General features: G+C 70.0%; 22 protein-coding genes. 8 read left to right on the top strand and 14 right to left on the bottom strand.

The genetic code is table 11. The annotated features are described in order from the left end of the window. Window positions 1-39: 39 nt before the first annotated feature. Window positions 40-2,058, bottom strand: a complete 2,019-nt coding sequence (locus ACYSUO_RS08785; protein WP_461775478.1) for a GxGYxYP domain-containing protein — start codon at window positions 2,056-2,058, stop codon at window positions 40-42. A gap of 117 nt (window positions 2,059-2,175) precedes the next feature. Next, window positions 2,176-2,586 carry a RidA family protein gene (locus ACYSUO_RS08790; RefSeq protein WP_461775479.1) on the bottom strand — a complete coding sequence of 137 codons (411 nt, stop codon included), beginning with the start codon at window positions 2,584-2,586 and terminating at the stop codon, window positions 2,176-2,178. Window positions 2,587-2,707: 121 nt separating this feature from the next. Between ACYSUO_RS08790 and ACYSUO_RS08795 the strand changes: the two genes are divergently transcribed. Next, window positions 2,708-3,076 carry a winged helix-turn-helix transcriptional regulator gene (locus tag ACYSUO_RS08795; protein ID WP_461775480.1) on the top strand — a complete coding sequence of 123 codons (369 nt, stop codon included), beginning with the start codon at window positions 2,708-2,710 and terminating at the stop codon, window positions 3,074-3,076. Window positions 3,077-3,312: 236 nt separating this feature from the next. Continuing rightward, window positions 3,313-4,272, top strand: coding sequence for a D-alanyl-D-alanine carboxypeptidase family protein (locus ACYSUO_RS08800; protein WP_461775481.1), 960 nt, complete (start codon window positions 3,313-3,315; stop codon window positions 4,270-4,272). A 91-nt stretch (window positions 4,273-4,363) separates the two neighbouring features. Here ACYSUO_RS08800 and ACYSUO_RS08805 read toward each other — a convergent pair whose 3' ends face one another. From ACYSUO_RS08805 to ACYSUO_RS08850, 10 genes are all read right to left on the bottom strand, one after another. Beyond that, window positions 4,364-5,938 (bottom strand): PTS ascorbate transporter subunit IIC, encoded by a 1,575-nt coding sequence (locus ACYSUO_RS08805; protein WP_461775482.1) that lies wholly within the window; start codon window positions 5,936-5,938, stop codon window positions 4,364-4,366. A 37-nt stretch (window positions 5,939-5,975) separates the two neighbouring features. Further along, window positions 5,976-6,800: a PTS sugar transporter subunit IIA gene (locus ACYSUO_RS08810; protein WP_461775483.1), complete on the bottom strand. Its 825-nt coding sequence runs from the start codon at window positions 6,798-6,800 to the stop codon at window positions 5,976-5,978. Window positions 6,801-6,968: 168 nt separating this feature from the next. Then, on the bottom strand, window positions 6,969-7,220 hold the full coding sequence (locus ACYSUO_RS08815) for a hypothetical protein (protein ID WP_461775484.1): 252 nt from the start codon (window positions 7,218-7,220) through the stop codon (window positions 6,969-6,971). Window positions 7,221-7,381: 161 nt separating this feature from the next. Further along, window positions 7,382-8,317 (bottom strand): ABC transporter permease, encoded by a 936-nt coding sequence (locus tag ACYSUO_RS08820; protein ID WP_461775485.1) that lies wholly within the window; start codon window positions 8,315-8,317, stop codon window positions 7,382-7,384. Continuing rightward, the gene (locus ACYSUO_RS08825; protein WP_267067672.1) at window positions 8,304-9,101 is read right to left on the bottom strand and encodes an ABC transporter ATP-binding protein; all 798 of its coding nucleotides are present in this window, start codon (window positions 9,099-9,101) and stop codon (window positions 8,304-8,306) included. Before ACYSUO_RS08825 ends, ACYSUO_RS08820 begins: the two co-directional genes overlap by 14 nt. 56 nt (window positions 9,102-9,157) lie before the next feature. Then, complete coding sequence (locus ACYSUO_RS08830; protein WP_461775486.1) at window positions 9,158-10,264, bottom strand: aliphatic sulfonate ABC transporter substrate-binding protein; 1,107 nt, start codon at window positions 10,262-10,264, stop codon at window positions 9,158-9,160. A gap of 146 nt (window positions 10,265-10,410) precedes the next feature. Continuing rightward, a complete protein-coding gene (locus tag ACYSUO_RS08835) occupies window positions 10,411-10,512 on the bottom strand; it encodes a putative leader peptide (protein ID WP_323179740.1) in 102 nt (33 codons plus the stop codon). A gap of 155 nt (window positions 10,513-10,667) precedes the next feature. Further along, window positions 10,668-11,897 (bottom strand): acyl-CoA dehydrogenase family protein, encoded by a 1,230-nt coding sequence (locus ACYSUO_RS08840; protein ID WP_461775487.1) that lies wholly within the window; start codon window positions 11,895-11,897, stop codon window positions 10,668-10,670. Window positions 11,898-11,910: 13 nt separating this feature from the next. Continuing rightward, window positions 11,911-12,510: a winged helix-turn-helix domain-containing protein gene (locus tag ACYSUO_RS08845; RefSeq protein ID WP_461775488.1), complete on the bottom strand. Its 600-nt coding sequence runs from the start codon at window positions 12,508-12,510 to the stop codon at window positions 11,911-11,913. A 282-nt stretch (window positions 12,511-12,792) separates the two neighbouring features. After that, complete coding sequence (locus ACYSUO_RS08850) at window positions 12,793-13,797, bottom strand: amino acid ABC transporter permease (protein ID WP_461775489.1); 1,005 nt, start codon at window positions 13,795-13,797, stop codon at window positions 12,793-12,795. 587 nt (window positions 13,798-14,384) lie between these two features. Here ACYSUO_RS08850 and ACYSUO_RS08855 point away from each other — a divergent pair. Next, window positions 14,385-15,344 carry an ABC transporter substrate-binding protein gene (locus ACYSUO_RS08855; RefSeq protein ID WP_461775490.1) on the top strand — a complete coding sequence of 320 codons (960 nt, stop codon included), beginning with the start codon at window positions 14,385-14,387 and terminating at the stop codon, window positions 15,342-15,344. A gap of 38 nt (window positions 15,345-15,382) precedes the next feature. Here the strand turns inward: ACYSUO_RS08855 and ACYSUO_RS08860 are convergent, their stop codons facing one another. Further along, window positions 15,383-16,294, bottom strand: coding sequence for an endonuclease/exonuclease/phosphatase family protein (locus ACYSUO_RS08860; protein WP_461775491.1), 912 nt, complete (start codon window positions 16,292-16,294; stop codon window positions 15,383-15,385). Window positions 16,295-16,449: 155 nt separating this feature from the next. After that, the gene (locus ACYSUO_RS08865) at window positions 16,450-17,349 is read right to left on the bottom strand and encodes a helix-turn-helix transcriptional regulator (RefSeq protein WP_461775492.1); all 900 of its coding nucleotides are present in this window, start codon (window positions 17,347-17,349) and stop codon (window positions 16,450-16,452) included. A 162-nt stretch (window positions 17,350-17,511) separates the two neighbouring features. Between ACYSUO_RS08865 and ACYSUO_RS08870 the strand changes: the two genes are divergently transcribed. The 5 genes from ACYSUO_RS08870 (at window position 17,512) to ACYSUO_RS08890 (ending at window position 21,730) form a co-directional block, all read left to right on the top strand. Next, on the top strand, window positions 17,512-18,756 hold the full coding sequence (locus ACYSUO_RS08870; RefSeq protein WP_461775493.1) for an MFS transporter: 1,245 nt from the start codon (window positions 17,512-17,514) through the stop codon (window positions 18,754-18,756). 84 nt (window positions 18,757-18,840) lie between these two features. Next, complete coding sequence (locus ACYSUO_RS08875; protein ID WP_461775494.1) at window positions 18,841-19,863, top strand: zinc-dependent alcohol dehydrogenase family protein; 1,023 nt, start codon at window positions 18,841-18,843, stop codon at window positions 19,861-19,863. A 45-nt stretch (window positions 19,864-19,908) separates the two neighbouring features. Next, complete coding sequence (locus ACYSUO_RS08880) at window positions 19,909-20,622, top strand: SDR family NAD(P)-dependent oxidoreductase (RefSeq protein WP_461775495.1); 714 nt, start codon at window positions 19,909-19,911, stop codon at window positions 20,620-20,622. 34 nt (window positions 20,623-20,656) lie between these two features. Then, on the top strand, window positions 20,657-21,076 hold the full coding sequence (locus ACYSUO_RS08885) for a pyridoxamine 5'-phosphate oxidase family protein (RefSeq protein ID WP_461775496.1): 420 nt from the start codon (window positions 20,657-20,659) through the stop codon (window positions 21,074-21,076). Window positions 21,077-21,103: 27 nt separating this feature from the next. Next, the gene (locus tag ACYSUO_RS08890) at window positions 21,104-21,730 is read left to right on the top strand and encodes a histidine phosphatase family protein (protein ID WP_461775497.1); all 627 of its coding nucleotides are present in this window, start codon (window positions 21,104-21,106) and stop codon (window positions 21,728-21,730) included. Window positions 21,731-21,859 lie beyond the last annotated feature (129 nt).

Raw genomic sequence — 21,859 nt, forward strand, 5'->3', positions numbered from 1 at the left:
AGGGAGCACCCGCCCGGCCGACTCGCCGTCGAGGCCTTCCTACTCGTAGCTGCGGTCGAGCAGTTCGAAGAACACATCGCCGCGCACGACCTCGAACGGGTCGTCCAGCAACTTCGCCAGTTCCGCGATGTCGCTCGGCGTCCAGCTCCACGCGTTGATGGCCGCGGCGATGAACATCGGCTTGTCCGGATCGCGGCCCTCGATGTGGTGCAGCAGCGCGTCCCGGAAGTCGGCGCCCTTTCCCTGCGGGTAGAAGTTGCCGATCACCGGCATACCGGCCGGGCGGGCCTGCAGATCACCGGTCTCCCAGGACTGGATGACACCCCGCAGCGGCGTGTTCTTCCGGAAGGACGCCATGACACTCTCGTCGAACGGCACCCAGCCGTCGTTGTCCGCGTTGCGCGGGTTGTACGCGTAGACGAGATCCATGCCGGTGCGCCGCAGATAACGCCCGGTCAGCTCGGTGTACGCGTCCAGCGCCGCCTTCGGCCACGAGCCCGGATAGGTGTAACCGGCGCCGGAAGGACCGCAGATGAGCAGGTCGTTTTCGGTGGCGGTCTTCTGGTAGTACGCGAGTTGGGCGGGGCCGATGTCGGCGAGCAGCGGGGTGACGGTCCAGTTGACGGGTACGTCGCCGCGCTTGGGGTCGTCCCAGATGTCGCGCATGCGGCGCTGGCAGTACTGGATGTTGTCGCCCTCGCCGACGGTGAACGTGACATACACGCGGTTGCGCAGCTCGGCCTTGGGCCGCTTCGGCACACGGCCGGAGACCTTCGCGGGGACACCGGCGTGCACGGTGCCGTTCATGTAGAAGTCGGCGGCGACGACCGGCACACCGTGCTGCGAGGCACGGTCCACGCCACCCCACTCGCCGGCCACGTCGTTGGGGAACCATCCGGCGTACGGGGTGGTGGGCGCCAGCTCGGCCAGCACCTCGTCGAGCAGCTTGCCCGTGTCGCCGGACGGCGGCAGCCACAGCACCATGGCCCGGCTCGCCACCACGTAGTCCCGGAAGTACGGGAAGGGCTCGACGCGGGTGGGAGCGGTGGCGGTCGCGGTCACCAGGTACTGGTTCCAGAGGTCGACGTCGACGGTCAACTTCCCAGTCCCGGCAGGTGCCTTGAAGTGGTAGACGAAGTAGCCTCCGCCGTCGGCGAAGCGGTTCGCCTTGTCGCCGAGCGAGGAGTTCAGGCCGTCGAACAGATACGGCTTCTCGCCGTCCGTGCCCGGCGTGAAGGACGCGAGCTCCTTGCCGTCCGCCGTGACCTTGACGGAGCCGACCGAGGCGCCCCAGCCGTCGTCGCCGAAGGAGTCCTGGAAGCGGAGGTAGACATCGTTGTCGCCGCCCAGTTCGGGGCTGAGGTCGAGCGTGCGGGACTTCCGGTTGGAGGTGTCCCGGATCCGCTCGCTCTCCCGTGCCACCTCCCGCCACTTGACCCCGCTCACGCTCACGGTCCGGGTCGGCGGCAGGCCGGACAGCAGGGCGTGGTCGCAGTGCGGGAAGAGCTTGTCGAGCTGCCAGCGGTAGGTGGCAAGGACGTCGTCCGCGTCGAAGCGGCCGCGCAGGTCCACCAGGGTCTTCAGGCCGTGGTCGCGCGCCTGCTCCGCGGTCGCGGCCACCCCGTTCTTGAGCCCCGCGAGCGTGGTGGCGACGTTCACGGAGTCTGGCACGTCGGGGTCGACGAGGACGGCACCGCGCACCCGGTCACGGTAACGGCGCACGAGATCAAGGGCGTTGTCGTGCTGGCTGACGGACGCCCCGGTGCTCGACAGCCACCGTCGGTCGGCCGTGCCGTCGTCGAAGGTGAAGTAGAGGCGGGGGCCGCTCCGGTTCACGGTTCCTTGAAGGGTCGTCAACAGCAGCTGGTCGTAGCCGTTCAGGTCGCCGACGTGCGCGACGTCGAGCCGGTTCGGGCGACCGAAGGACGGCAACAGGCGGGCGGGCGCTGCGCGTTCGGCGGACGCTGCCGCCGCGGCCGGGTTCGGCAGGGAGATCCCGAAGGCCCCGGCGGCCAGGGCCGCTCCGCCGGTCCGCAGGACGGTTCTTCGTGTCACCATCGACGTTCGCTCCTCGATCGGGCCACTCTGACATCGTTGTCGACCGTCGGTGAACGTAACCAGGTGGCGGGGCGTTGTCTATGGGATACGCACATACTTTTGCGAAGGGTGCGGCTCTCAGTCGAGAACCGCCGTCGCCTCGACCTCGACGAGTACGTCGGGCTCGAAGAGGTGGTCGACCCCGATCAGCGAGGCCGGGGGGAGTCGGTCGCCCAGGCCCAATTCCTCGGCCACCTGGCCGACCCCGGCCATGAACGCGTCGATCTTCTCCGGCGCCCACCGTACGACGTAGAACGTCAGCCGCACCACGTCGTCGAACGTCGCGCCCGCCCCGGCGAGCCCGGTCGCGGTGTTGCGCAGCGCGTGGGCGACTTGGCCCGCCAGGTCACCCGGTGCGACCTGGGTCCCGTCCGGGGTGCGGGCGATCTGACCGCTCACGTACACATGGCGCGTGCCGGTCGCGACGGCGACGTGGTGGTAGGGGGTGGGCTGCAGCATGCCGGCGGGGGTGAAACGGTGAACGGACATCAAGGGCTCCTCGTGTCACATGGCTCAATGGCTCATGTCTCGTGCCCGAAGTCGAGCGACTCGCAGGTATACCGTTGATACCTGGTACACGAAGGACACTTCAACGAGACCAGGTTTCGGCATGGATACCGCCCCCACCCCCGACGATGAACTCCGCGTCACCGCCCCGCACCGGGAGCTCCTCGACCAGGTGTTGGACAAGTGGTCGCTGAGCGTCCTCAACGAACTCTGCGAACGGCCCCGCCGGTTCAACGAACTGCGCCGCGCCATCCCCGCGGTGGCACAGAAATCGCTCACCGCGACCCTCCGTCGGCTCGAGCGCAACGGCATCATCGAGCGCGAGCTGCTCAGCTCCCGACCGGTCGCCGTCGAGTACCGGATCACGCCCCTCGGCAAGACACTCCGTCGCCCGATCGACGTACTGCTCGAGTGGGCCACCGACCACATGCCCGAGATCGAACGCGCACGCCGAACCTTCGATGCCGAGTGACGAGTGAGCCGATCGGTCCCAAGTCCATTGCCTGATGCGCTCGTTGAGCGTGCGTACACATCGATGGAGTCACGGGATCGACCGGTTGTCTGCACACCACCTTCACGCGGGTCGGGCCTGTTACCCGGTTATGACATGGCGATCTTGACGTCAAGGGCCCGTGGGCAAGTAGGTTCGTGATGCAACGATTTACCATGACGAACCGGCGGTCATTCGCCGGAAGGAGGGGGCGTTCCATGGGTTCCCATGCCCGACCCAACCGGCTGCACAAGACCGGAGCGAGATTCGCGACGGTCGCGCTCTTCGGGGCCGTCCTCCCGATCACCGCCGGTGGCATCGCCCAGGCCGCCACGCCGGCCGCAACGCACACCGCCGAACAGACCGACGGTACGCCGGCCGCGGACACCCAGGACGTCCCCGACATCGCGGCCGACCACGCCTACCTCCTTGACGCCCGTGACGGCAGCCAGGAGCGCGAGATGTGGGCCGGGGCCAAGGCCGACGAGAGTGTGTCGATGGCCAGCACGACGAAGATCATGACGGCCGTGGTCGTGCTCAAGCATCCGGAGTGGCTCGACCGGCAGATCACGGTCAAGCAGGAGTACCGGGACTACGTCCAGGCGAACGGCGCAAGCACCGCCGACCTCCAGACCGGCGACAAGCTGACCGTCCGGCAGTTGCTGCACGCCATGCTGATCCCCTCCGGCGGAGACGCCGCCATGGCCCTCGCCGACAACTACGGCGCCGGGTCCACCACGGAGGCGCGGATCGCCGACTTCGTCAACCAGATGAACGTCGAGGCGGCGCAGCTGGGCATGACCGGCACCCACTTCGACTCCTTCGACGGCATCTCGCACGGCGACAACCGCAGCACCGCCCGCGACCTCGCCAAGCTCGGCCAGCGCGCCATGCTCCAGCCGGTCTTCGCCGACGTGGTGAAGCAGAAGAAGTACGAGGCCGAGGCCCCGGCGGCCAACGGCCGCACCCGGTACTACACCTGGGAAACCACCAACGACCTGCTCGGCACCTACGACGGCGCCCTGGGCATCAAGACCGGCAGCGGCGAAGAGGCCGGCTACTCCCTGGTCTTCGCCGCGAAGCGCGACAACCGCACCCTGGTCGGCGCGATCATCGGCGCCGACAAGGAGGTCTTCGGCGACGCCACGAAGGTGCTCGACTGGGGCTTCGCGCACTGACGGGACCGTCCGCCACACCGTGCGAAGGCGTCGAAGGCCCGCTGAACCCTCTGGGATTCAGCGGGCCTTCGGCGATTCTTGGGAGCGTCCGTCAGTCCTCCGGCGGAGGCGGCGGCACCGGGGCGCCCGCCGGAGGTGCGATCTTCGAATACGTGCGGGAGACCGGGGTCCCGCCGCCCGCGGAGTCGTCGTGCTGCTCCGGGCGGTCCTCCGGCGGCAGCAGCGCGGCGCGCTCGGCGCCCGGGTCCCAGCCGGTGTCCACGACCCGCTTCTGCCATGTGATGGCCCCGGCCAGGATCAGCAGGCCGACGACGAGCATGAGGATCACGCCCGCGACGTCACCCGCCTTGGCGACGTTGCCGAGGATCAGGCCTAGCCACCCGAAGTCGGCGTCGCCGAACGTGGTGTTGGCCGAGCCGAACGAGCCGAGGACGCCCAGCAGGAACGCGGGCAGGAACGTGATCAGCACACCGTTGAGGAACGAGCCGAGCGCCGCCCCGCGCCGCCCGCCCGTCGCGTTGCCGAAGACACCCGCCGCGCCACCGGTGAAGAAGTGCGGGACGAGCCCCGGCAGCACGAGGGCCGTGCCGAACGCGGGCTTGAAGACACCGACGAGCAGCCCGAGGCTGACCAGGCCGCCGACGAACGAGCAGATGAAGCCGACGAGCACGGCGTTCTGCGCGTAGGGGAAGACGATCGGAGCGTCAAGCGCGGGGATGGCGCCGGGCACGACCTTCTGCGCGATGCCCTGGAAGGCGGGGACCAGCTCGCCGAGGATCGTGCGGACACCGAACAGGATGACGGCGACGGCGATGCCGAACTGGAGGCCCTGATTGACCGATGACATCAGGTAGTTGCCGACACCCGTGGAGGCCGTGCCGCCGTCCGTCGCGAACGCCTTGAACGCCTCCGTCTTGCCGACCTTCGCGAGGAAGACGATGGCCATGATCATGTAGATGAGCAGCATTGACAGCGCGGTGGCCACCATCGAGTCGCGCAGGAAGCGCAGGCCCTCGGGCAGGTTCATCTCCTCCGTCGAGCGGCTCTTCTTGCCGACGGCCTGCCCGGTGGCACCGGAGACGATGTACCCGGCGGTCCCGAAGTGCCCCACGGCGACGGTGTTGTTGCCGGTGACGCGCTTGGTCCAGGGATGCGCGAAGGCGGGCATCGCGACGAGCATGATGCCGAGCAGCACCGCGCCGGCGACGACCACGACCCATGAGGTGACACCCGCGGTGGCCATCACCATCGTCAACAGCGTTGCCATGAACAGCATGTGATGGCCGGTCAGAAAGACGTACGAGAGCGGGGTGAAGCGGGCGAGCAGCAGGCTGACGAGGAAGCCGAGGATCATCAGCCACGCCACGCGCGAGCCGTACTCGGCCTGCGCGATGCCGACGATCGCCTCGTTGGTGGGGATGACACCGTGCGAACCGGTGGCGCCCGTGATCATCGTGCCGAGCGGGGCGAGCGAGTTGGTGACCAGGGTCGCGCCCGCGCCGATCAGCAGAAAGCCGAGGGTCGCCTTGATGGCTCCGCCGATGACCTGGCCCGCGGTCTTCTTCAGGGCGATGAGGCCGACGGCCGTGATGATGCCGATGAGATAGGCGGGGACGCTGAGGATCTCGTTGACGATGAATTTCGCGATGTCGACGAGGGTGTTCATGGGGACTCCTGGGGAGGGGAGCGGTGCGGGTGGGGGATCAGACGTCGTAGAGGTCGCGCATCGCCGCGTCCACCTCCTTGGTGCTGGTGAAGTCCTCGATCACCCGCACCGGCACCCCTACGTCGCCGAGCGTCCGCGCGATCTCCCGTGACGTCATGATGGCCACCGCCTCGGACGCCTTGCCCTTCGCGGAGATGGTGTCGGTCGCCTCGGTGGTGATGTACCGGCCCCACTTCCAGCGGTCGAGCACCTTGTCCAGCGTCGACTTGAGGAAGAGGCTCGTGCCGACCCCGTTGCCGCACACGGTCAGGATCTTGTGCATGCCGTGGCCGGAGCCCTTGGCGCCGGACTGTTCGGGGGCGGCGTCGGACGGTGTCGGCGCCACTGCCGACTCCGACTCCGGCTCCGGTGTCGTGTCCCCTACGAGGATCTGCCGCAGGGCCTCCGGTGTCGGCGCGTGGTCGAGGGCCGCGGAGGTGTCCGGGTCGGCGAGCAGGCGGGCGAGGGCGCCCATCGCCTGCGTGTGTGCCCCGGCGTCCTCGGCGGCGAGCGCCACCACGAGGTGGACCGGGTCGTTCGTCTCGTGCCCGAAGTTCACCGGCGTCGAGAGCCGGACCCATGACATGCCCGTACGCCGGACGGCGGGGGAGGGTCGGGCGTGCGCGAAGGCGAAGCCGGGCGCGATGACGATGTAGGGGCCGTTCTCCTCGACGTTGCGGAGCATCTCCTCGGTGTAGGTGTCCGTGCTGACATCCGTGGAGACGAGCAGGTCACCGGCGGTGCGCACGGCGGACTGCCAGTCGGGGGCGGCCACGTCGAGGCGGATGGCCTCGACGGGGATCAGGTCACTCAGTTCACTCATACGAGCAGTGGTCCCGAGTGGCGGCCTGGTGTCAGCGCGACACGCCGGGGAAGACACCTTCGTTATGAGGATCCTTCGGGGAGGTGTGCACACATGCGAAGGCGGCCCCGCTGAAGCGGGACCGCCTGCGTCATGCGTCATGCGAGGGGGCGGAGCCCCCGGGTGGCCTCAGTCGCCGAGGCCGAAGTGCCCGTGGTGGTTCTCCCAGGCGCCGAGGTGGTACTCGCCGGCCTGCGAGCCCGCGACGGTGACTCCGTCGTGCCCGCCGACGTTGACGAACTGCTCACCCGCGAACCCTCCGTGGTTGTACGCGTGGCTGCTGTCGTGGCTGCTGCCGTCCACGTCCGCGACGGCGGGGGCGGCGGCCAGGAACCCGGCCACAGAGGCGACGGCGACGGCGGCTGCGATGCGACGAACCATGAACTTCTCCTTCTGAGAGGGATCAAGTGATCACTTAAAACATCAGCAGACCGCGGAGCGGGGCGCACCTCGAGCCGCCCCATAACACCCGCGTGCAGCAATGCGTTCCCCTGCCCGGCCTCATGACCGGCGTGCCGGGGCGACCTGGATCCCTCGCGGAGTCAGCGCGTCAGCAGCCCCCGCCCCCTCAGTACCCGGCGCTCCAGAGGGCTGAAGATCAGCAGGTCGATGGCGATGCCAACCAGAAGGATCAGGAGGATGGCCAGGAAGACCTGCGACATGCTGCTGTTGTTGCGGCCGTTCTCCAGCAACTGGCCGAGACCCACACCGAGATCCGGGGACGAGGCGATGATCTCGGCGGCCATCAGCGAGCGCCAGGAGAAGGCCCAGCCCTGCTTCAGTCCGGCGAGATACCCGGGCAGCGCGCCCGGCATCACGATGTGCCACGCCCCGCGCAGCCCGGTCGCGCCCAGGGTCCGTCCGGCGCGCAGGTACAGCGGCGGGATCTGGTCGACGCCCGCGACGAGGCCGTTGGCGATGGACGGGACCGCGCCGAGCAGGATCACGGCGTACATCATCGAGTCGTTGAGGCCCAGCCAGATCACGGCGGGGGGCACCCACGCCACCGACGGCAGGGACTGCAGACCCGACAGGATCGGGCCGATGGCCGAGCGCACGAACCGTACGCGGGCCACCAGCAGGCCGAGTGGTGTGCCGATGGCGAGGGCGAGCAGGAAACCGAACAGGCCGCGTGAAACGGACGTCCAGATGGAGTCGAGGAGCGTGCCCTGGAGCCAGGCCGTGCGCACCTCGTCCCACACATCGGCGGGCGAGGGCAGCTTGTAGTCGGGGACGACCCCCGCCCACACCAGCGCCTGCCAGACCACCAGCACCACCGCGACCGCGGTGACGGGCGGCAGCACCTTGCGGCGCAGTGTCTCGCCAAGCGGTGTACGGACGGACTGCACCGAGGTCAGTGCGTCGAGCCCGGCCTCCAGACCCGCCAGATCGCTCGGGCGCCGGGGCTCGCCGGGGGCCGGGGAGCCATCCTTCTTCGCCTCCTCGTCGAGGGTGACGGTGTGGTCAGTGGCGGCCATGGCGGCGGATCTCCCCACGCAGTTCTTCGGTGATCTCGGCGGACAGTTCGGCGACCGAGGTGTCCTCGAGGCGCCGCGGTCGCGGCAGGTCGACCGTCCACTCCCGGGCGATGCGGCCGGGGCGGGACGACAGCAGGACGACGCGCTCGGCCAGGCGCACCGCCTCGCGCACGTTGTGCGTCACGAACAGCACCGACACACCCGTCTCCTGCCAGATGCGGGTGAGCTCGTCGTGCAGCACGTCGCGGGTGATCGCGTCGAGCGCGGCGAACGGCTCGTCCATCAGCAGCAGCCGGCTGTCCTGGGCCAGTGCGCGGGCGAGTGCCACGCGCTGGCGCATGCCGCCGGACAGTTCGTGCACCCGCTTGCCGTGTGCGCCGCTCAGGCGCACAAGGTCGAGCAGCCGCTCCGCCTCGGTGCGCCGCTCCTGCGCCGCGACGCCGCGCAGCTTCAGCGCCAGCTCGATGTTCTTGCCGGCGGTCAGCCACGGGAACAGCGCGTGCTCCTGGAACATCAGGGCGGGCCTGCCGTCCGTGGCGATGGAGCCCGCGGACGGCAGGTCGAGGCCCGCGGCCAGGTTGAGCAGCGTGGACTTGCCGCAGCCCGAGGCCCCCAGGAGGGTGACGAACTCACCCGGCGCGACATCGAGTGTGATGTCGTCCAGGACGAGCTGCTGTCCACCGGGTGTGCCCGGTGCGGGGAAGGACTTCGAGACATGCTCGATACGCGCTGCGTGTGTCACCGTCTCGACGGCCTCGGCCGACTTGGGTGTCGTGGTGGCCATGGGCGTCACCTCCTGAGGGTCCGTCAACTCGTCGACGTGCCCGGTCCGATGGGTTGTTACTTGGCGCCGAGGCCGGCGTCGTCGACCTCGTCCTTGCCCTCGGCCTTGAGGACCTTGTTGAGCGGCTTCAGGTCGTAGATGCCCTTGAGGTCGGGCTTCTCGAGGAGTCCGGACTTCACCGCGTGCTTCGCCTCGGTGTCGAGGGTCGAGGCCAGCGGGTCGTCGAGGAAGTCGATGGACTTCCAGGCCGGGTCGAGGACCTCGGCCGGTAGCGCCTTGCCGGACAGCTTCTGCAGCGCCGCGTTGGCGGAGGCCTTGGCCTGCTCCGGGTTGGCGTTGATCCACTTGTTGGTCTTCACGGAGCCGCGCAGCACGGCCTCGACGACGTCCGGGTGCTCCTTGAGGAACTTCTGCGACACGATGATGTTCGTGATCACGAACTTCTTGTCGGGCCACAGGTCGGCCTCGTCGAGGATGGTCTTGCCGCCCTCGGAGACGAGCTTGGAAGCGGTCGGCTCGGGCACCCAGGCGCCGTCGATGGAGCCGGACTTGTAGGCGTCGGGCGTGATCTTGTTGTCCGTGCGGACGACGGAGACATCGCCCTTGCCGCTCTGCGCGTCGACCTTCCAGCCCTTCTCCGCGATCCAGTTGAGGAACGCGACGTCCTGCGTGTTGCCGAACTGGGGCGTGGCGATCTTCTTGCCCTTGAGGTCGTCCAGGGACTTGATCTTCTTCGGGTTGACGACCAGCTTGACGCCGCCCGAGGCCGAACCGCCGATGATCCGCAGGGACTTGCCCTGGGACTTGGTGTAGCCGTTGATGGAGGGGGAGGGGCCGATCCAGCCGATGTCGATGGACCCGGCGTTCAGCGCCTCGATCTCGGAGGGGCCCGCGTTGAAGGTCGACGGCTTGATCTGGGTGCCGCCGAGCTCCTTCTGCAGCAGGCCCTTCTGGACGCCCACCAGGGCGGTGCCGTGCGTCAGGTTGGGGAAGTAGCCGATCTTCACCGAGTCGGCGGAGAGCTTCTTGGCGCCCGACGCGGCCTTGGCCTGGTCGCCGCTGTCGTTCGACTGGGACCCGTAGCCGCACGCGGTCAGCAGGAGCGGGAGCGCTGCTACGGCGGCGAGGGTGCGCAGGGTGGTGCGGGGGCGTGCGGCAGACACGGAGGTGTCCTCTCGGGGAATGACTGCTTCAGATGGGTGCTTCAAGGGAGGCGCGCGGGGCGCCGTGGGACCGTGGGCCGGCATGAGGCCGGCCCGAGGGCCGTCGTCCGGGGGCGACCTCGGGCGGCCCGGTGGACGGAGACGGCTCAGGCGGCCCGACAGATGGCGCTGGACGTGCGGCCGAGGTCGATGTGGCGGCGCGAGGTCAGCAGGAGGCGCGACAGGTCCGCACGGCTGAGCGTACGCATGGCCACCCCCTGGCTTCCCCAGTTTTCCTACCTGACAGATAGGGATCGTGGCAGAAGGAAGCGCTCACCCCAAGAGGGTGTTCATCATATGGACGTACGAGTCTCGCATTTCGAGAAAGTGCACTTCGGGGACGCTGCGAGAGGCCCACGAATCCTCAGGCGGGCAGGGCGAACGGAGGCTGCGCGCCGTTGAGGAAGTAGTCGCCGATGTCGCGGAGTTGGTGGCCGAGAGGCTCGTACAGGGTGTGGGTGCGGGCGTTGCGCCAGAAGCGGTCGAAGCCGAGGAGCCCGGAGGCGGCCCGTGGGCCGACGATGTCCAGGGCCCGGGTCGTGGACTCCTGGGCGGCCCGCGACGCGGCGGACTCCGCCATGGTCACGAGGGCGGCGACCTCCGCGTACTCGTCATAGGTGAGCTCGTCGCCGAGCGCCAGCGCCTCCTGTACGGCTCCCAGCGCCTGGTCGGCGAGCGCCGACGCGGAGCGGATGAGGACGGTGAGCTCCCCGTAGGTGGTCAGCACCTGCGGGTCGTGCGGGCTGCCGACCGGCCAGGCCGGATGCAGGGGTGTCTGACCCGTCCTGCTGTACTCGCGGGCCTCGGCGAGTGTTCCCTCGGCCGTACCCAGCAGGACCTGGACGGAGACGAGGTGGGCGACGGGCGACGCGAGGGCCGTGCGCGGCGGCAGGAAGTCCTCGTCCGCGGAGAGCGGGCCGAGCACCTCGTCGGCCGCCACTGTCACGTCGTCGAACTCCACGCTGCCGCCGGCCGCGAGCCTCCGGCCGAAGGTGTCGGCGGGGGCGTCGATCACGACTCCGGGACGGTCCGCGCCCACCACGACGGCGAGCGGCGCGCCCGTGTCCGCCCGCACGGCCCGGACGGCGAGCCGGTCGGCGGCCAGGACCCCGGTGGTGTAGTCCTGCCGCCCGTTGAGCACCAGCCCGCCGGAGGTCCTGGTCAGTGTCAGCGCGGGTTCCTGGCGGGCGAAACCGCCGCCCCAGCACCACTGCCCGGCCGCGGACCGCTCCTCGATCTGCGCGGCGAGCGCGGGCCCGGCGAAGAACCGGGCGCTGCCCGCCAAGAAGTAGTGACAGCCCAGTAGTTGACCGATCGCGCCGTCCGCCGCGGCGATCTCACGGACGACCGCGAGGGCCGCGGCCCAGTCGCCGCCGCCCCCGTCGGTCTCGGTCGACGCCGGGGGCGTCAGCAGGCCCGCCTCGCGCAGCCGGGACACCTCGTCGACGGGGGCCTTGCCCGCCTGCTCCCTGGCGACCGCGTCCGTGGCGAGATCGTCCGCCACCTCGCGGGCCACCCGCAGCCAGTACGGCTGGTCGGAGCCGGTCCGGTCGTGGGCCGATGTGGTGCGGGGCGACGTGGTGGCAGGGCCCATCACGGGGATCTCCTCAAGGTCGGTGGCAGGGGGCGGAGTCGGAGCTCTCCTGCCGGTCGGGGCGCTGCTCGGGGACGTACTTGTAGCCCACGCGTCGTACGGTGACGATCCGCCCGCGGTGGGCCCTGCCCAGCTTGCGGCGCAGTCGTGCGATGTGGACGTCCACGGTGCGGCCGTCACCGACGTGGTCGTAGCCCCACACGGCGGTCACGAGCAGCTCGCGCGTCAGTACGTGGTGAGGGCGCTTGACGAGATGCGCGAGGAGCGCGAACTCCAGGTAGGTGAGGTCGAGTTCACGACCCTCCAGCTCGGCCACGTGCCGCACCGGGTCGATACGGATGGTGTCGTCGTCCGTGGGCCGCGCGGCGGCCGGCGGCGGTACGGGGATCGCGTCCGCGGGGTCGACCGGCCGGATCTCGGGCCGGGGCCTGCCCTCGGCGAAGAGCTCGGCGGGGTCGGTGCCCTCGGGGACGAGCAACAAGTATCCGACCATCGGTACGGAGGTCCGCCGACCGGCGCCGCCCTGCGGGGTGTCGCGGACGAGGCTGAGGTGGCGGGAGTCGGAGGGTGGCGCGGTGGCGTGCGTGGTCCGGGTCTGCGGTGCCGTGGTCATGGCGGTTGTCCCTCGTTGGTGTGTCGGCTCATCGGCGCGCAATGGGTGAACGCGCCCTGGTGACATGGGAATTGGCGTGCGGAGCGGCACGGTCCGACCTGTGGGCCGGGTGCCTTACGCGCGACAGCACGCGGCGCTGACGACGTGACCAAAGTCGACATGCCGACGACGAACGAGTCGCTGCTGCGTACGGGACATGTGCACCATCCTGTGTGCCGGAGCGGGCCCGGTCAAGGATTTCCTAGTAATTCGGTAGGGAAAGTGGGGAAGGTGTGGCGCAGCTCACCGCTCGCCGCGGATCACGGGGCGCGCGTCGGCCGCCGTCACCTTGCTCAACCAGGCGCGCACGGTGGTGAGTCGACCGCGCAGCCGTTGCAGCGGAGTGGGCGGCAGCGTCCGCGAGTCGCCCCGCGCGTAGTGCCGCTCGACGTAGTACTGCCCCACGCTGAGCACGCTGGTGACCGCGATGTACCAGAGCGTGGCGACCATGAGCAGCGGAATGACCTGGTACGTCTGGTTGTAGATGAGCTGCGCCGAGTACAGCAGGTCGTGCACGGCGAGCACGCTGACGATGCTCGTGCCCTTCAGGGTGCCGATCAGCATGTTTCCCGCGGTCGGCACGATCGAGCGCATCGCCTGCGGGACGACGATCCGGCGCAGCGTGCGGCGCCTGCTCAGCCCGAGCGCCTGGGCGGCCAGGGTCTGCCCGGAGTCCACGGAGAGGATGCCGCCGCGCACCACCTCGGCGGCGTACGCGGTCTCGTGCAGCGTCAGGCCGATCAGCGCGGTGAGGGTCGGGCCGAACAGGTTCACCGTCTTGACCGTGACGAACTCCGGGCCGAACGGGATGCCGAGCCCGAGCGTGGGATACAGGGTGCCGATGTTGAACCAGAACAGCAGCTGCACCAGGAGCGGCGTGGACCGGAAGATCCACACGTAGCCCCAACTCAGCGTGCGAAGCACCGGGTTGGCGGACAGTCGCATCGTCGCGAGGACGGTGCCGAGCAGGAACCCGAGCACCATCACGGCGGCGGTCAGCCACACCGTCAGGAGCAGCCCGTCGAGTACGGCGGAGGTGGTGAAGTAGTGGCCCACCACCTCCCACTGGAAGGCGTCGTTGCGGACCACGGAATTCAGCACCATCGCGAAGACGAGCAGGGCGACCGCGGCGGACGCCCAGCGTCCGAGGTGCCGGCGCGGCACGATCCGGGGCCGGTCTGGGGTGCTCGTCGGCTCCTCGGGCGGCGCGGCGGGGGAGGGTTCTACGTAGGACGACGTGGTGGTCATCGGGGCTCTCCGGGGGAGGGAATCGTGGGCAGGGGTGAGAACGCGTCGTCACATGCGCCACGTCCCTCAACGCGGCCGGAGCGGCTGCCGCGCACTGCGGGGCCGGTCCACCGTCGATCGTATGTGCCCGCCACGCGGATGTGTCAACAGGGCCCGGACGCGGCCGAGTCGAGGACATCCGCCATCCGGACACGGGCTCGGCGCGGCTTGACGTACAGCTCGATGTACTGCTCAATTGTCCGCATGACTGCCCAGCGCTTGGTCTCGCGTGACCACATCGACTTCGGTCGGGTGTGGTCCGCGGCGTGTTGCGCCTGATGCGGCAGCGGGCCCTCTGACCGGCCCTTCCCTCCCTCGGTGACCCCGTCGCGGGCCGAGCCCTTTCCTTACTGACGCGCGCTGCCGCGAGTCCTCCCTTCATGGCTTCTCGTGACTGCTCACGGCTTCCCGTGACTCCTCACGATGCTCGACGTCGTCACACCTGCCCCGACCCGTCGCCCTGCTTGCCGACGGGCCGTCATTCGACATGCCTCCGGTGCCCCGCGCGCCGGCCGGCACTGTTCGCACACCTGAAAGGCTCCCGACCCGTGAACCTGCCCGGGACCAGAACCCGACCGCGGCTCGCCGCCCTCGCCCTGCTGCCGCTCCTCGCGCTGACCGCCTGCGGCTCGGGTGACACCGACACCGACGGCGCGGCCGGGGCGGGCGCGCAGGCGGCCGCCGCGCCGAGCGGCAACCCGGTCGCCGCCGTCCGCAAGGTGGAATCCGCCGCCAAGCTGCTGCCCGCCGACGTCCGCAAGAAGGGCACGCTGCGCATCGGCAGCTCGACCGGAGGCCCGCCCGCCGCGTACTACCCGAACGGCACCGGCAAGAAGCCCGTGGGCCAGGACATCGACCTCGCCGACGCCGCGGCCAAGGTGCTCGGCATCCAACTCCGGCGCCAGGACGCCTCGTTCGAGACGATCCTCCCTGCCCTCGAGAGCGGCAAGTACGACCTCGGCACCGGCAACTTCGGTGTCACCAGCGAGCGCCTGAAGACCATCGACTTCGTCACCTACATCAACGACGGCCAGGGCTTCGCGGTCAAGACGGGTGACACCTCGTTCGGCAAGAAGATCACCAACCTCGCGCAGCTCTGCGGCAGGAACATCGGCGTCGGCGCGGGCACCACCTTCGAGGCCACCCTCGACGCGGAGAAGGCACGCTGCACCAAGGCCGGCAAGAAGCCGTACGACGTGCAGGTCTTCTCCGACAACGGAGCCACCCTCACCGCGCTCCAGCAGGGCCGCATCGACGTGATCATGTCGACCATCAACGGCCTGCGCCACCAGGCGAGCAAGCCCGCCTCCCGGACCACCTTCCTCGGCGAGTTCCACCGACTCGACGTCGGCTTCGCCTTCAAGAAGGACTCCCGGCTCACCAAGGCCTTCCAGGCCGCCGTCAATGAGCTGATCAAGGACGGGACGTACGAACGGATCCTCAAGAAGTGGGGCACGTCGGCGTCGGCGATCGAGACATCACGTATCAACCCGCCTGAGCACACCTGACAACGGCTGAACCGCCTGCCCGTCCGGTCGGCCGCGACTCAGCCCAGCGTCAGCCTCACCTGCACCGGCAGATGGTCACTGGGGAACTGGCCGTTCTTCTCGTACGTGTTGATGGACGCGGAGTGCACGGTCACGCCCGGCGTGGCGAGGATCCAGTCGATGCGGTCGCCGTCCGGGACGAGCGGCTTGTAGCCGTGGAACGTGGCGTAGAGCTTGCTGCGTCGGGCGGCCGCGTCCCAGGTGTCCTTGAGGCCGATGGCGAGGAGCTGGTCGTAGACCGGGTTGCCGTGTGCGGCCACGTTGAAGTCGCCGGTCATCAGCAGCGGCAGGGACTTGTCGAGTGCCGCGATCCGCGAGGCGATCAGCTCTGCCGACTTCACGCGGGACACCTGGACCTGGTGGTCGAAGTGGCTGTTGAGGACGTAGAACTCCTTGCCGCCGTCGGTGAGGTCGGCGAAGCGCACCCAGGTGGCCATCCGGATCACCGAGTTGCCCCAGGTCTTGGAGCCGATCAGCTCCGGGGTGTCGGAGAGCCAGAAGTGGTCGAACTCGACGGGGCGCAGGCGTCGCGTGTCGTAGAAGACGGTGGCGAACTCGTCGCGGCTGCCGCCCGCTCTGCCCGTGCCGATCCAGGCGTAGTGCTCGCCCAAGTCGGCATGGATGTCCTGGAGTTGGTGGTACAGGCCCTCCTGGGTGCCGATGACGTGCGGCCGTTCCGCGCGGAGCAGCTCGCGCATCACCGGGCGGCGGTCGGCCCAGGAGTGGGGCGAGGTGTCGGAGGCGTAGCGGAGGTTGAACGTCATGACGTGCAGACGTCCTCCGCGGCCCGAAGCCGCGGCGGCCGCGGGCGTGGCGGCGGTGGTCACGGCAGCTGCGGCGGGAAGTGCCGCGGCCACGGCGAGTGCGGCGCGCAGTCCGTGGCGGCGTGTGAGGCGGGGGTGCTCGGTCATGGGTCCTCCCGGTGCGTCGAGGTCTTGGCGGGGGACCCACGGTGGCGAGCTCGGGTGAGGCGGAGGTGAACGTTCGGCGGCGGTGGATGTGACGTCTGTGGGCCCTTGACTCCTAAGTGCCCAGAGGGTGTTGGCGTGAAGCGGGGGACGGAGAACTATGCGCGGGGCGGCGCGGCCGCTTGGGAGCGGGTGGCCGCCAGGCTGGAGAGGAGCTTGAGGCGTTCCTCGGAGGTGGTGCCGGGTTCGGCCGAGTAGAGCGTCAGGTCGTGCACCGCGCGGCTCGCCATCGGCAGATCCAGGGAGAGGTAGGAGAGTTCCAGGTCACCGACGTCGGGGTGGTGCAGCCGTTTGATGCCTTCGTGGCGGATGCGGACGTCGTGGGCGGCCCACTGGGAGCGGAACTCGGGGCTGAGCGTGGACAGTTCACCGATGAGTTCGCGCAGCGCCCGGTCGTGGGGTTCGCGGCCGGCTTCGGCGCGCAGCAGGGCGGTGGTCGCGACGGTGGCGGTGTCCCAGTCGACGAAGAAGTCCTGCGATCCGGGGTCGAGGAAGATGTAGCGGGCGATGTTGGGGCGGCCCTGCTTGTCGGTGGTGGGGCTGGCGAACATCGGTGTGTGCAGGGCGTGGGCCAGCGCGTTGTGGGCGATGACGTCCTGGCGGCCGTTGCGTACGAAGGCCGAGGACATGGTCATCGAGTCGAGCATCCACTGGACGCGCGGCGGCACGGCGACATCCCTGCGGCGGGACGGTGCCCGGTGGGCGGGCTTGGCGGCGCGGGCCAGGTCGAACAGATAGGTGCGCTCGTCCTCGTCCAGTTGCAGGGCCTGCGCGACCGCGGCGAGCACGTCCTCGGACACGCCGCCGATGTGGCCCTTCTCCAGCCGCGTGTACCACTCGGTGCTGACACCCGCCAGCACGGCGACCTCCTCGCGCCGCAGCCCCGGCACGCGCCGCCGGGTGCTGGTGGGCAGCCCGGCCTGCTCCGGGGTGATCCTGGCGCGTCGACTGGCGAGAAAGTCCCTGATCTCGCCGCGCTGGTCGCTTCGCTCGTCCATGCGTTCCACGGTATCCACGGTCCGCCGCGGAGGGAGGTCGAGCTTGTACCCCCTATAAACGCGACCTTCCCCACCTGCGGAAACACCGGTTTCGTGGGATCAGCACGGCACAGAGGCGCTGCGCACAGGCACCCCACAGATGTACCCCCACGGAGTTGATGCATGAGTACGCGAAGAGGAACCCTCCACGCCCCCGCCGACAGGCGACCCGGTCCTTTCGAGCAGTCCACGCCCGCCCGTCTCCCGCTCGTCGTGTACGTGCTGGCGATGGGCACGTTCCTGATGGGCACCACCGAATTCGTGGTCGCCGGGCTGCTGCCCGAGATCGCGGGAGACCTGCAGGTCAGCGTGGCGCGGACCGGGCTCCTGATCACCGTCTTCGCCGTCGGAATGATCGTGGGCGCGCCGCTCATGGCGATGCTCACGCTGCGGCTGCCCAAGCGGTTGACCTTGATGCTGGCCCTGGGCGTCTTCGCCGTGGGCCACGTCGTCGTCGCCCTCGGCTCCAGTTTCCCGCTGCTGCTGGCGGCCCGGTTCCTGACCGCGATCGCCACGGGCGCCTTCTGGGCCGTGGCCAACGTGGCCGCCGCGAACGCCGCGGGACCGGCAGCGAGCGCCCGCGCCCTGGGTCTCGTCGGGGCCGGGGCGATGCTCGCCAACGTCGTTGGAGTGCCGCTGGGCGCGTTCGCCGGACAGGCCATGGGCTGGCGCGGACCGTTCTGGGCGCTGGCGGCGCTCGCCGCCGCGGCCGTCGTCCTGATCGCCCGCACCGTCCCGCACGACGGCGCGGACCGGCACGCCGGATCGATCCGCTCCGAGCTGTCGGCGCTGCGCTCCGGACGGCTCTGGCTGGTGCTGGCCGCCTGCGCCACCACGACCGGCGGTGTTCTGGCCGCGTACTCGTACATCACGCCCCTGCTGACAGGTCGGTCCGGCCTCGCCTCCGGATACGTACCGCTGATCCTGGTCGGCTTCGGCCTCGGCGCCCTCGCCGGGTCGCTCGTCGGCGGCCGACTGGGCGACCGCCGTCCCCACGCGGTGACCATCGTCGCCCCGGCCGGGGCGACACTCCTGCTGCTGGCGATCTGCCTGCTGGCCGACTCCGCCCCGGCGACGATCGTGCTGGTCGCCCTGCTGGGCTTCTTCGGTCTCGGCGCCAACCCGGTCCTGATCGCCCTCGCGGTCCGCTACGCCGACCGGGCCCCGGCGCTGGCCTCCGGCCTGACCGTCGCGGCCTTCAACCTCGGCACGGCCGTCGGATCCTGGGCGGCCGGGCTGTCGCTGGACGGCCCGCTCGGGACGACCGGCCCCGCCGTCGTCGGCACGGCCGTCGCCGCGCTGACCCTGGTCCCCGCGATCATCATGGGCTTCAGGAGCCATCGCCGCCCGGCGCAGGCGCGTGCCTAGTCAGCGGCTCCGGGCCGGACGGACACCGCGTCCCCTGAGGCCCACCACACCGAACACACCGAACACGGAACGAGGAGACCCACCATGCGTGGAGTAGTGATGCACAACGCCGGTGACGTCCGAGTGGAGGACCGGGAGGACCCGAAGATCCTCGAGCCCACGGACGCGATCGTGAAGCTGACCGCGACCTGCATCTGCGGCTCGGACCTGTGGCCGTACCGCGGGATCGAGCCCGTCGACCGTACGCTCATGGGGCACGAGTACGTGGGTGTGGTCGAGGAGGTCGGTGACGCGGTCCAGACCGTCAGGCCCGGGGACTTCGTCGTCGGCTCGTTCGTCATCTCCGACAACACCTGCGAGATCTGCCGCGCCGGGTTCCAGTCCAAGTGCGTGCACGCCGAGTTCGTGCACGGCGGGATCGGCACGCAGGCCGAGAAGGCCCGCATCCCGCTGGCCGACGGCACCCTCGTCGCCACCCCGGGCCGGCCCGATCCGGAACTGATCCCTGCCCTGCTGGCCGCCTCCGACGTGCTGGGGACCGGCTGGTTCGCGGCGGTCGCGGCGGAGGCGGGACCGGGCAAGACCGTCGCGGTCGTCGGTGACGGCGCGGTCGGGCTCATGGCCGTCCTCGCCGCCAAGCAACTGGGCGCCGAGCGGATCATCGCGATGTCCCGCCACCCGGAGCGGCAGAAGCTTGCCCGCCACTACGGTGCGACCGACATCGTGGAGGAACGGGGTGACGAGGGCGTAGCGAAGATCAAGGAACTCACCGACGGCCTCGGCGCGCACTCCGTCATTGAGGCGGTCGGCACGCAGGAGTCCTTCATGCAGGCCGTGGGTGCCACCCGCGGCGGCGGCCACCTGGGATACGTCGGCGTCAATCACGACGTCCAGATCCCCGGCATCCAGCTCTTCTTCGCCGGTATCCACACCCTCGGCGGACCCGCCCCCGTACGCCGCTTCCTTCCCGAACTGATCCAGCTGATCTGGGACCGGGAGATCGACCCCGGCAGGGTCTTCGACCTCACGCTGCCGCTGGAGCAGGCCCCCGAGGGCTACAAGGCGATGGACGAGCGACGGGCCACGAAGGTCCTGCTTACGCTGTGACCACCTACGGAACACTGTGACCACCAACGGACGGAGTACACGCACATGTCCCTGATCCTGGTGACGGGAGCCTCCACCGGCCTCGGCCACGCGACGGCGGACGCGCTGGCCGGGGACGGGCACGACGTGGTCGTCCACGCCCGCACCCCCGCCCGCGTCGCCGCGCCGTCCGGGGAAGGCCGGTGGGCGGGCGTGGTCACCGGGGACCTGGCCGAGACCGGCGAGATCCCCGAAGTCGCCCGGCAGGCAGCGGAGTTCGGCCGTTTCGACGCGGTCATCCACAACGCGGGCACCATGCACACCCCCGAGTCGGCGACGGTCAACACGGTCGCGCCGTACGTACTGACGGCCCTGATGGACAAGCCGGCCACGCTCATCTACCTCAGCAGTTCCATGCACCGGGACGGTTCCACCGACCTCACGCGGCTGACCGACGGCACGGCCACGTACAGCGACACCAAGCTGTGGGTGACCGCGCTGACCCTGGCCCTCGCGAACCGCTGGGAGGGGACGGCCACGCATGCCGTCGACCCGGGCTGGGTCCCCACCCGCATGGGCGGCCCGGCGGCCACCGACGACCTCACGGCCGGCCACCGCACCCAGACCTGGCTGGCCACCGACACCGGCGTCACGCCGCCTACCGGCGGCTACTGGTACCACCGGCACACCGAGGACCCGCATCCAGCGGCGCGGGACCCACGGTTCCAAGAGCAACTCCTGCGAGCGCTCCGGGACCTGACCGGGGTCGCGCTCGACTGAGTGCGGCTCGCGCGCCCCGTCTCGTGACTTCGATGTGGACACGTTCCTGCGGCAGCCGCTCACCGGGCGCCTCGCCACCGGCGGCCCCACCGTTCGCCCGGTCTGGTTCCTGTGGGAGGACGGTGCGTTCTGGGTACTGACGGGGCCGTGGGCCCGGCTGTTCGACCGGGTGAAGGACGACCCTCAGGTCGCGCTCGTCGTGGACGAATGCGATGTCGCGACGGGTCGGGTCCAACAGGTGATCGCCCGGGGGCGGGCCGAACTCGTGCCGTTCGACGTGGCACGAGGCCGCCGCAAACTGGTCCGCTATCTGGGCGCGGACGAGGCACAGTGGGACGAGCGGTTCGTGGGCTACCTGTACGACGAGCCGAGCGAACGCGGCACGACGTGGCTGAAGTTGAGGCCCGCCTCGCTCACGGCCAAGGACCTCAGTTACGTCGCCGCGCCGCTCTGATGGCACTTCAGCGAAGGGCAGTCACTCTTGCGCACTCTGTACGTCGTCACACACCCGGAGGCGACACACCACGTCGAAGGTGTCGTCGGTGGATGGCACGACTCCAGCCTGACACCTGCCGGTCTTCGTGCGGCGGGTTCCATCGCGCGGGCGCTACGGGACCACGTCCCGGACGGGGCCGAGGTGGAACTGTTCTCCTCGGACCTGCGGCGCACCCGACAGACCGCCGACGCGATCGGCGAACTGTTCGGCCTGCGCCCGGTCCTGGACCGAAGGCTGCGGGAGAAGTCGTACGGAGAGGCCGGCGGCAGGCCACAGGAGTGGCTGGACCGGCGCTTCGTCCCACCGCCCGCGCACGGCGAGCGGCTGCACCACGACGAGGGCGTGGCGGGCGCCGAGACCAAAGCGGCCTGGGTGCAGCGCATTTACGCCGCCGTGGACGACATCGTGAACCGCTCGTGCGCACACCAGATCGTGGTCACGCACGGTGGTTCCCTGACGTTCGTGGTGGCGTCGTGGATCAAGATGCCGAGGGAGTCGGCCGGTTACGTCAGTTTCCGGGCGCCCGCCGGAAGCATCACGACGTTGCGCGAAGACGACTTCTTCCACAACCGTCAGGTCGTCGGCCTCGGGGACGTCCGACATCTCGACTGAGATGGCTGGGGTGGTGGGGGGGGGGGGGGGGGCCCCCCGGGGCGCCCCCCCCCCCGGCGGGCGGGGGGGCCGGGGGGGGGGGCCCCACCCCCCCCCCCCCCAACGCCCCCCGGGGGGTGGGCGGGCGGC

The sequence above is a fragment of the Streptomyces sp. UC4497 genome (assembly GCF_054871485.1).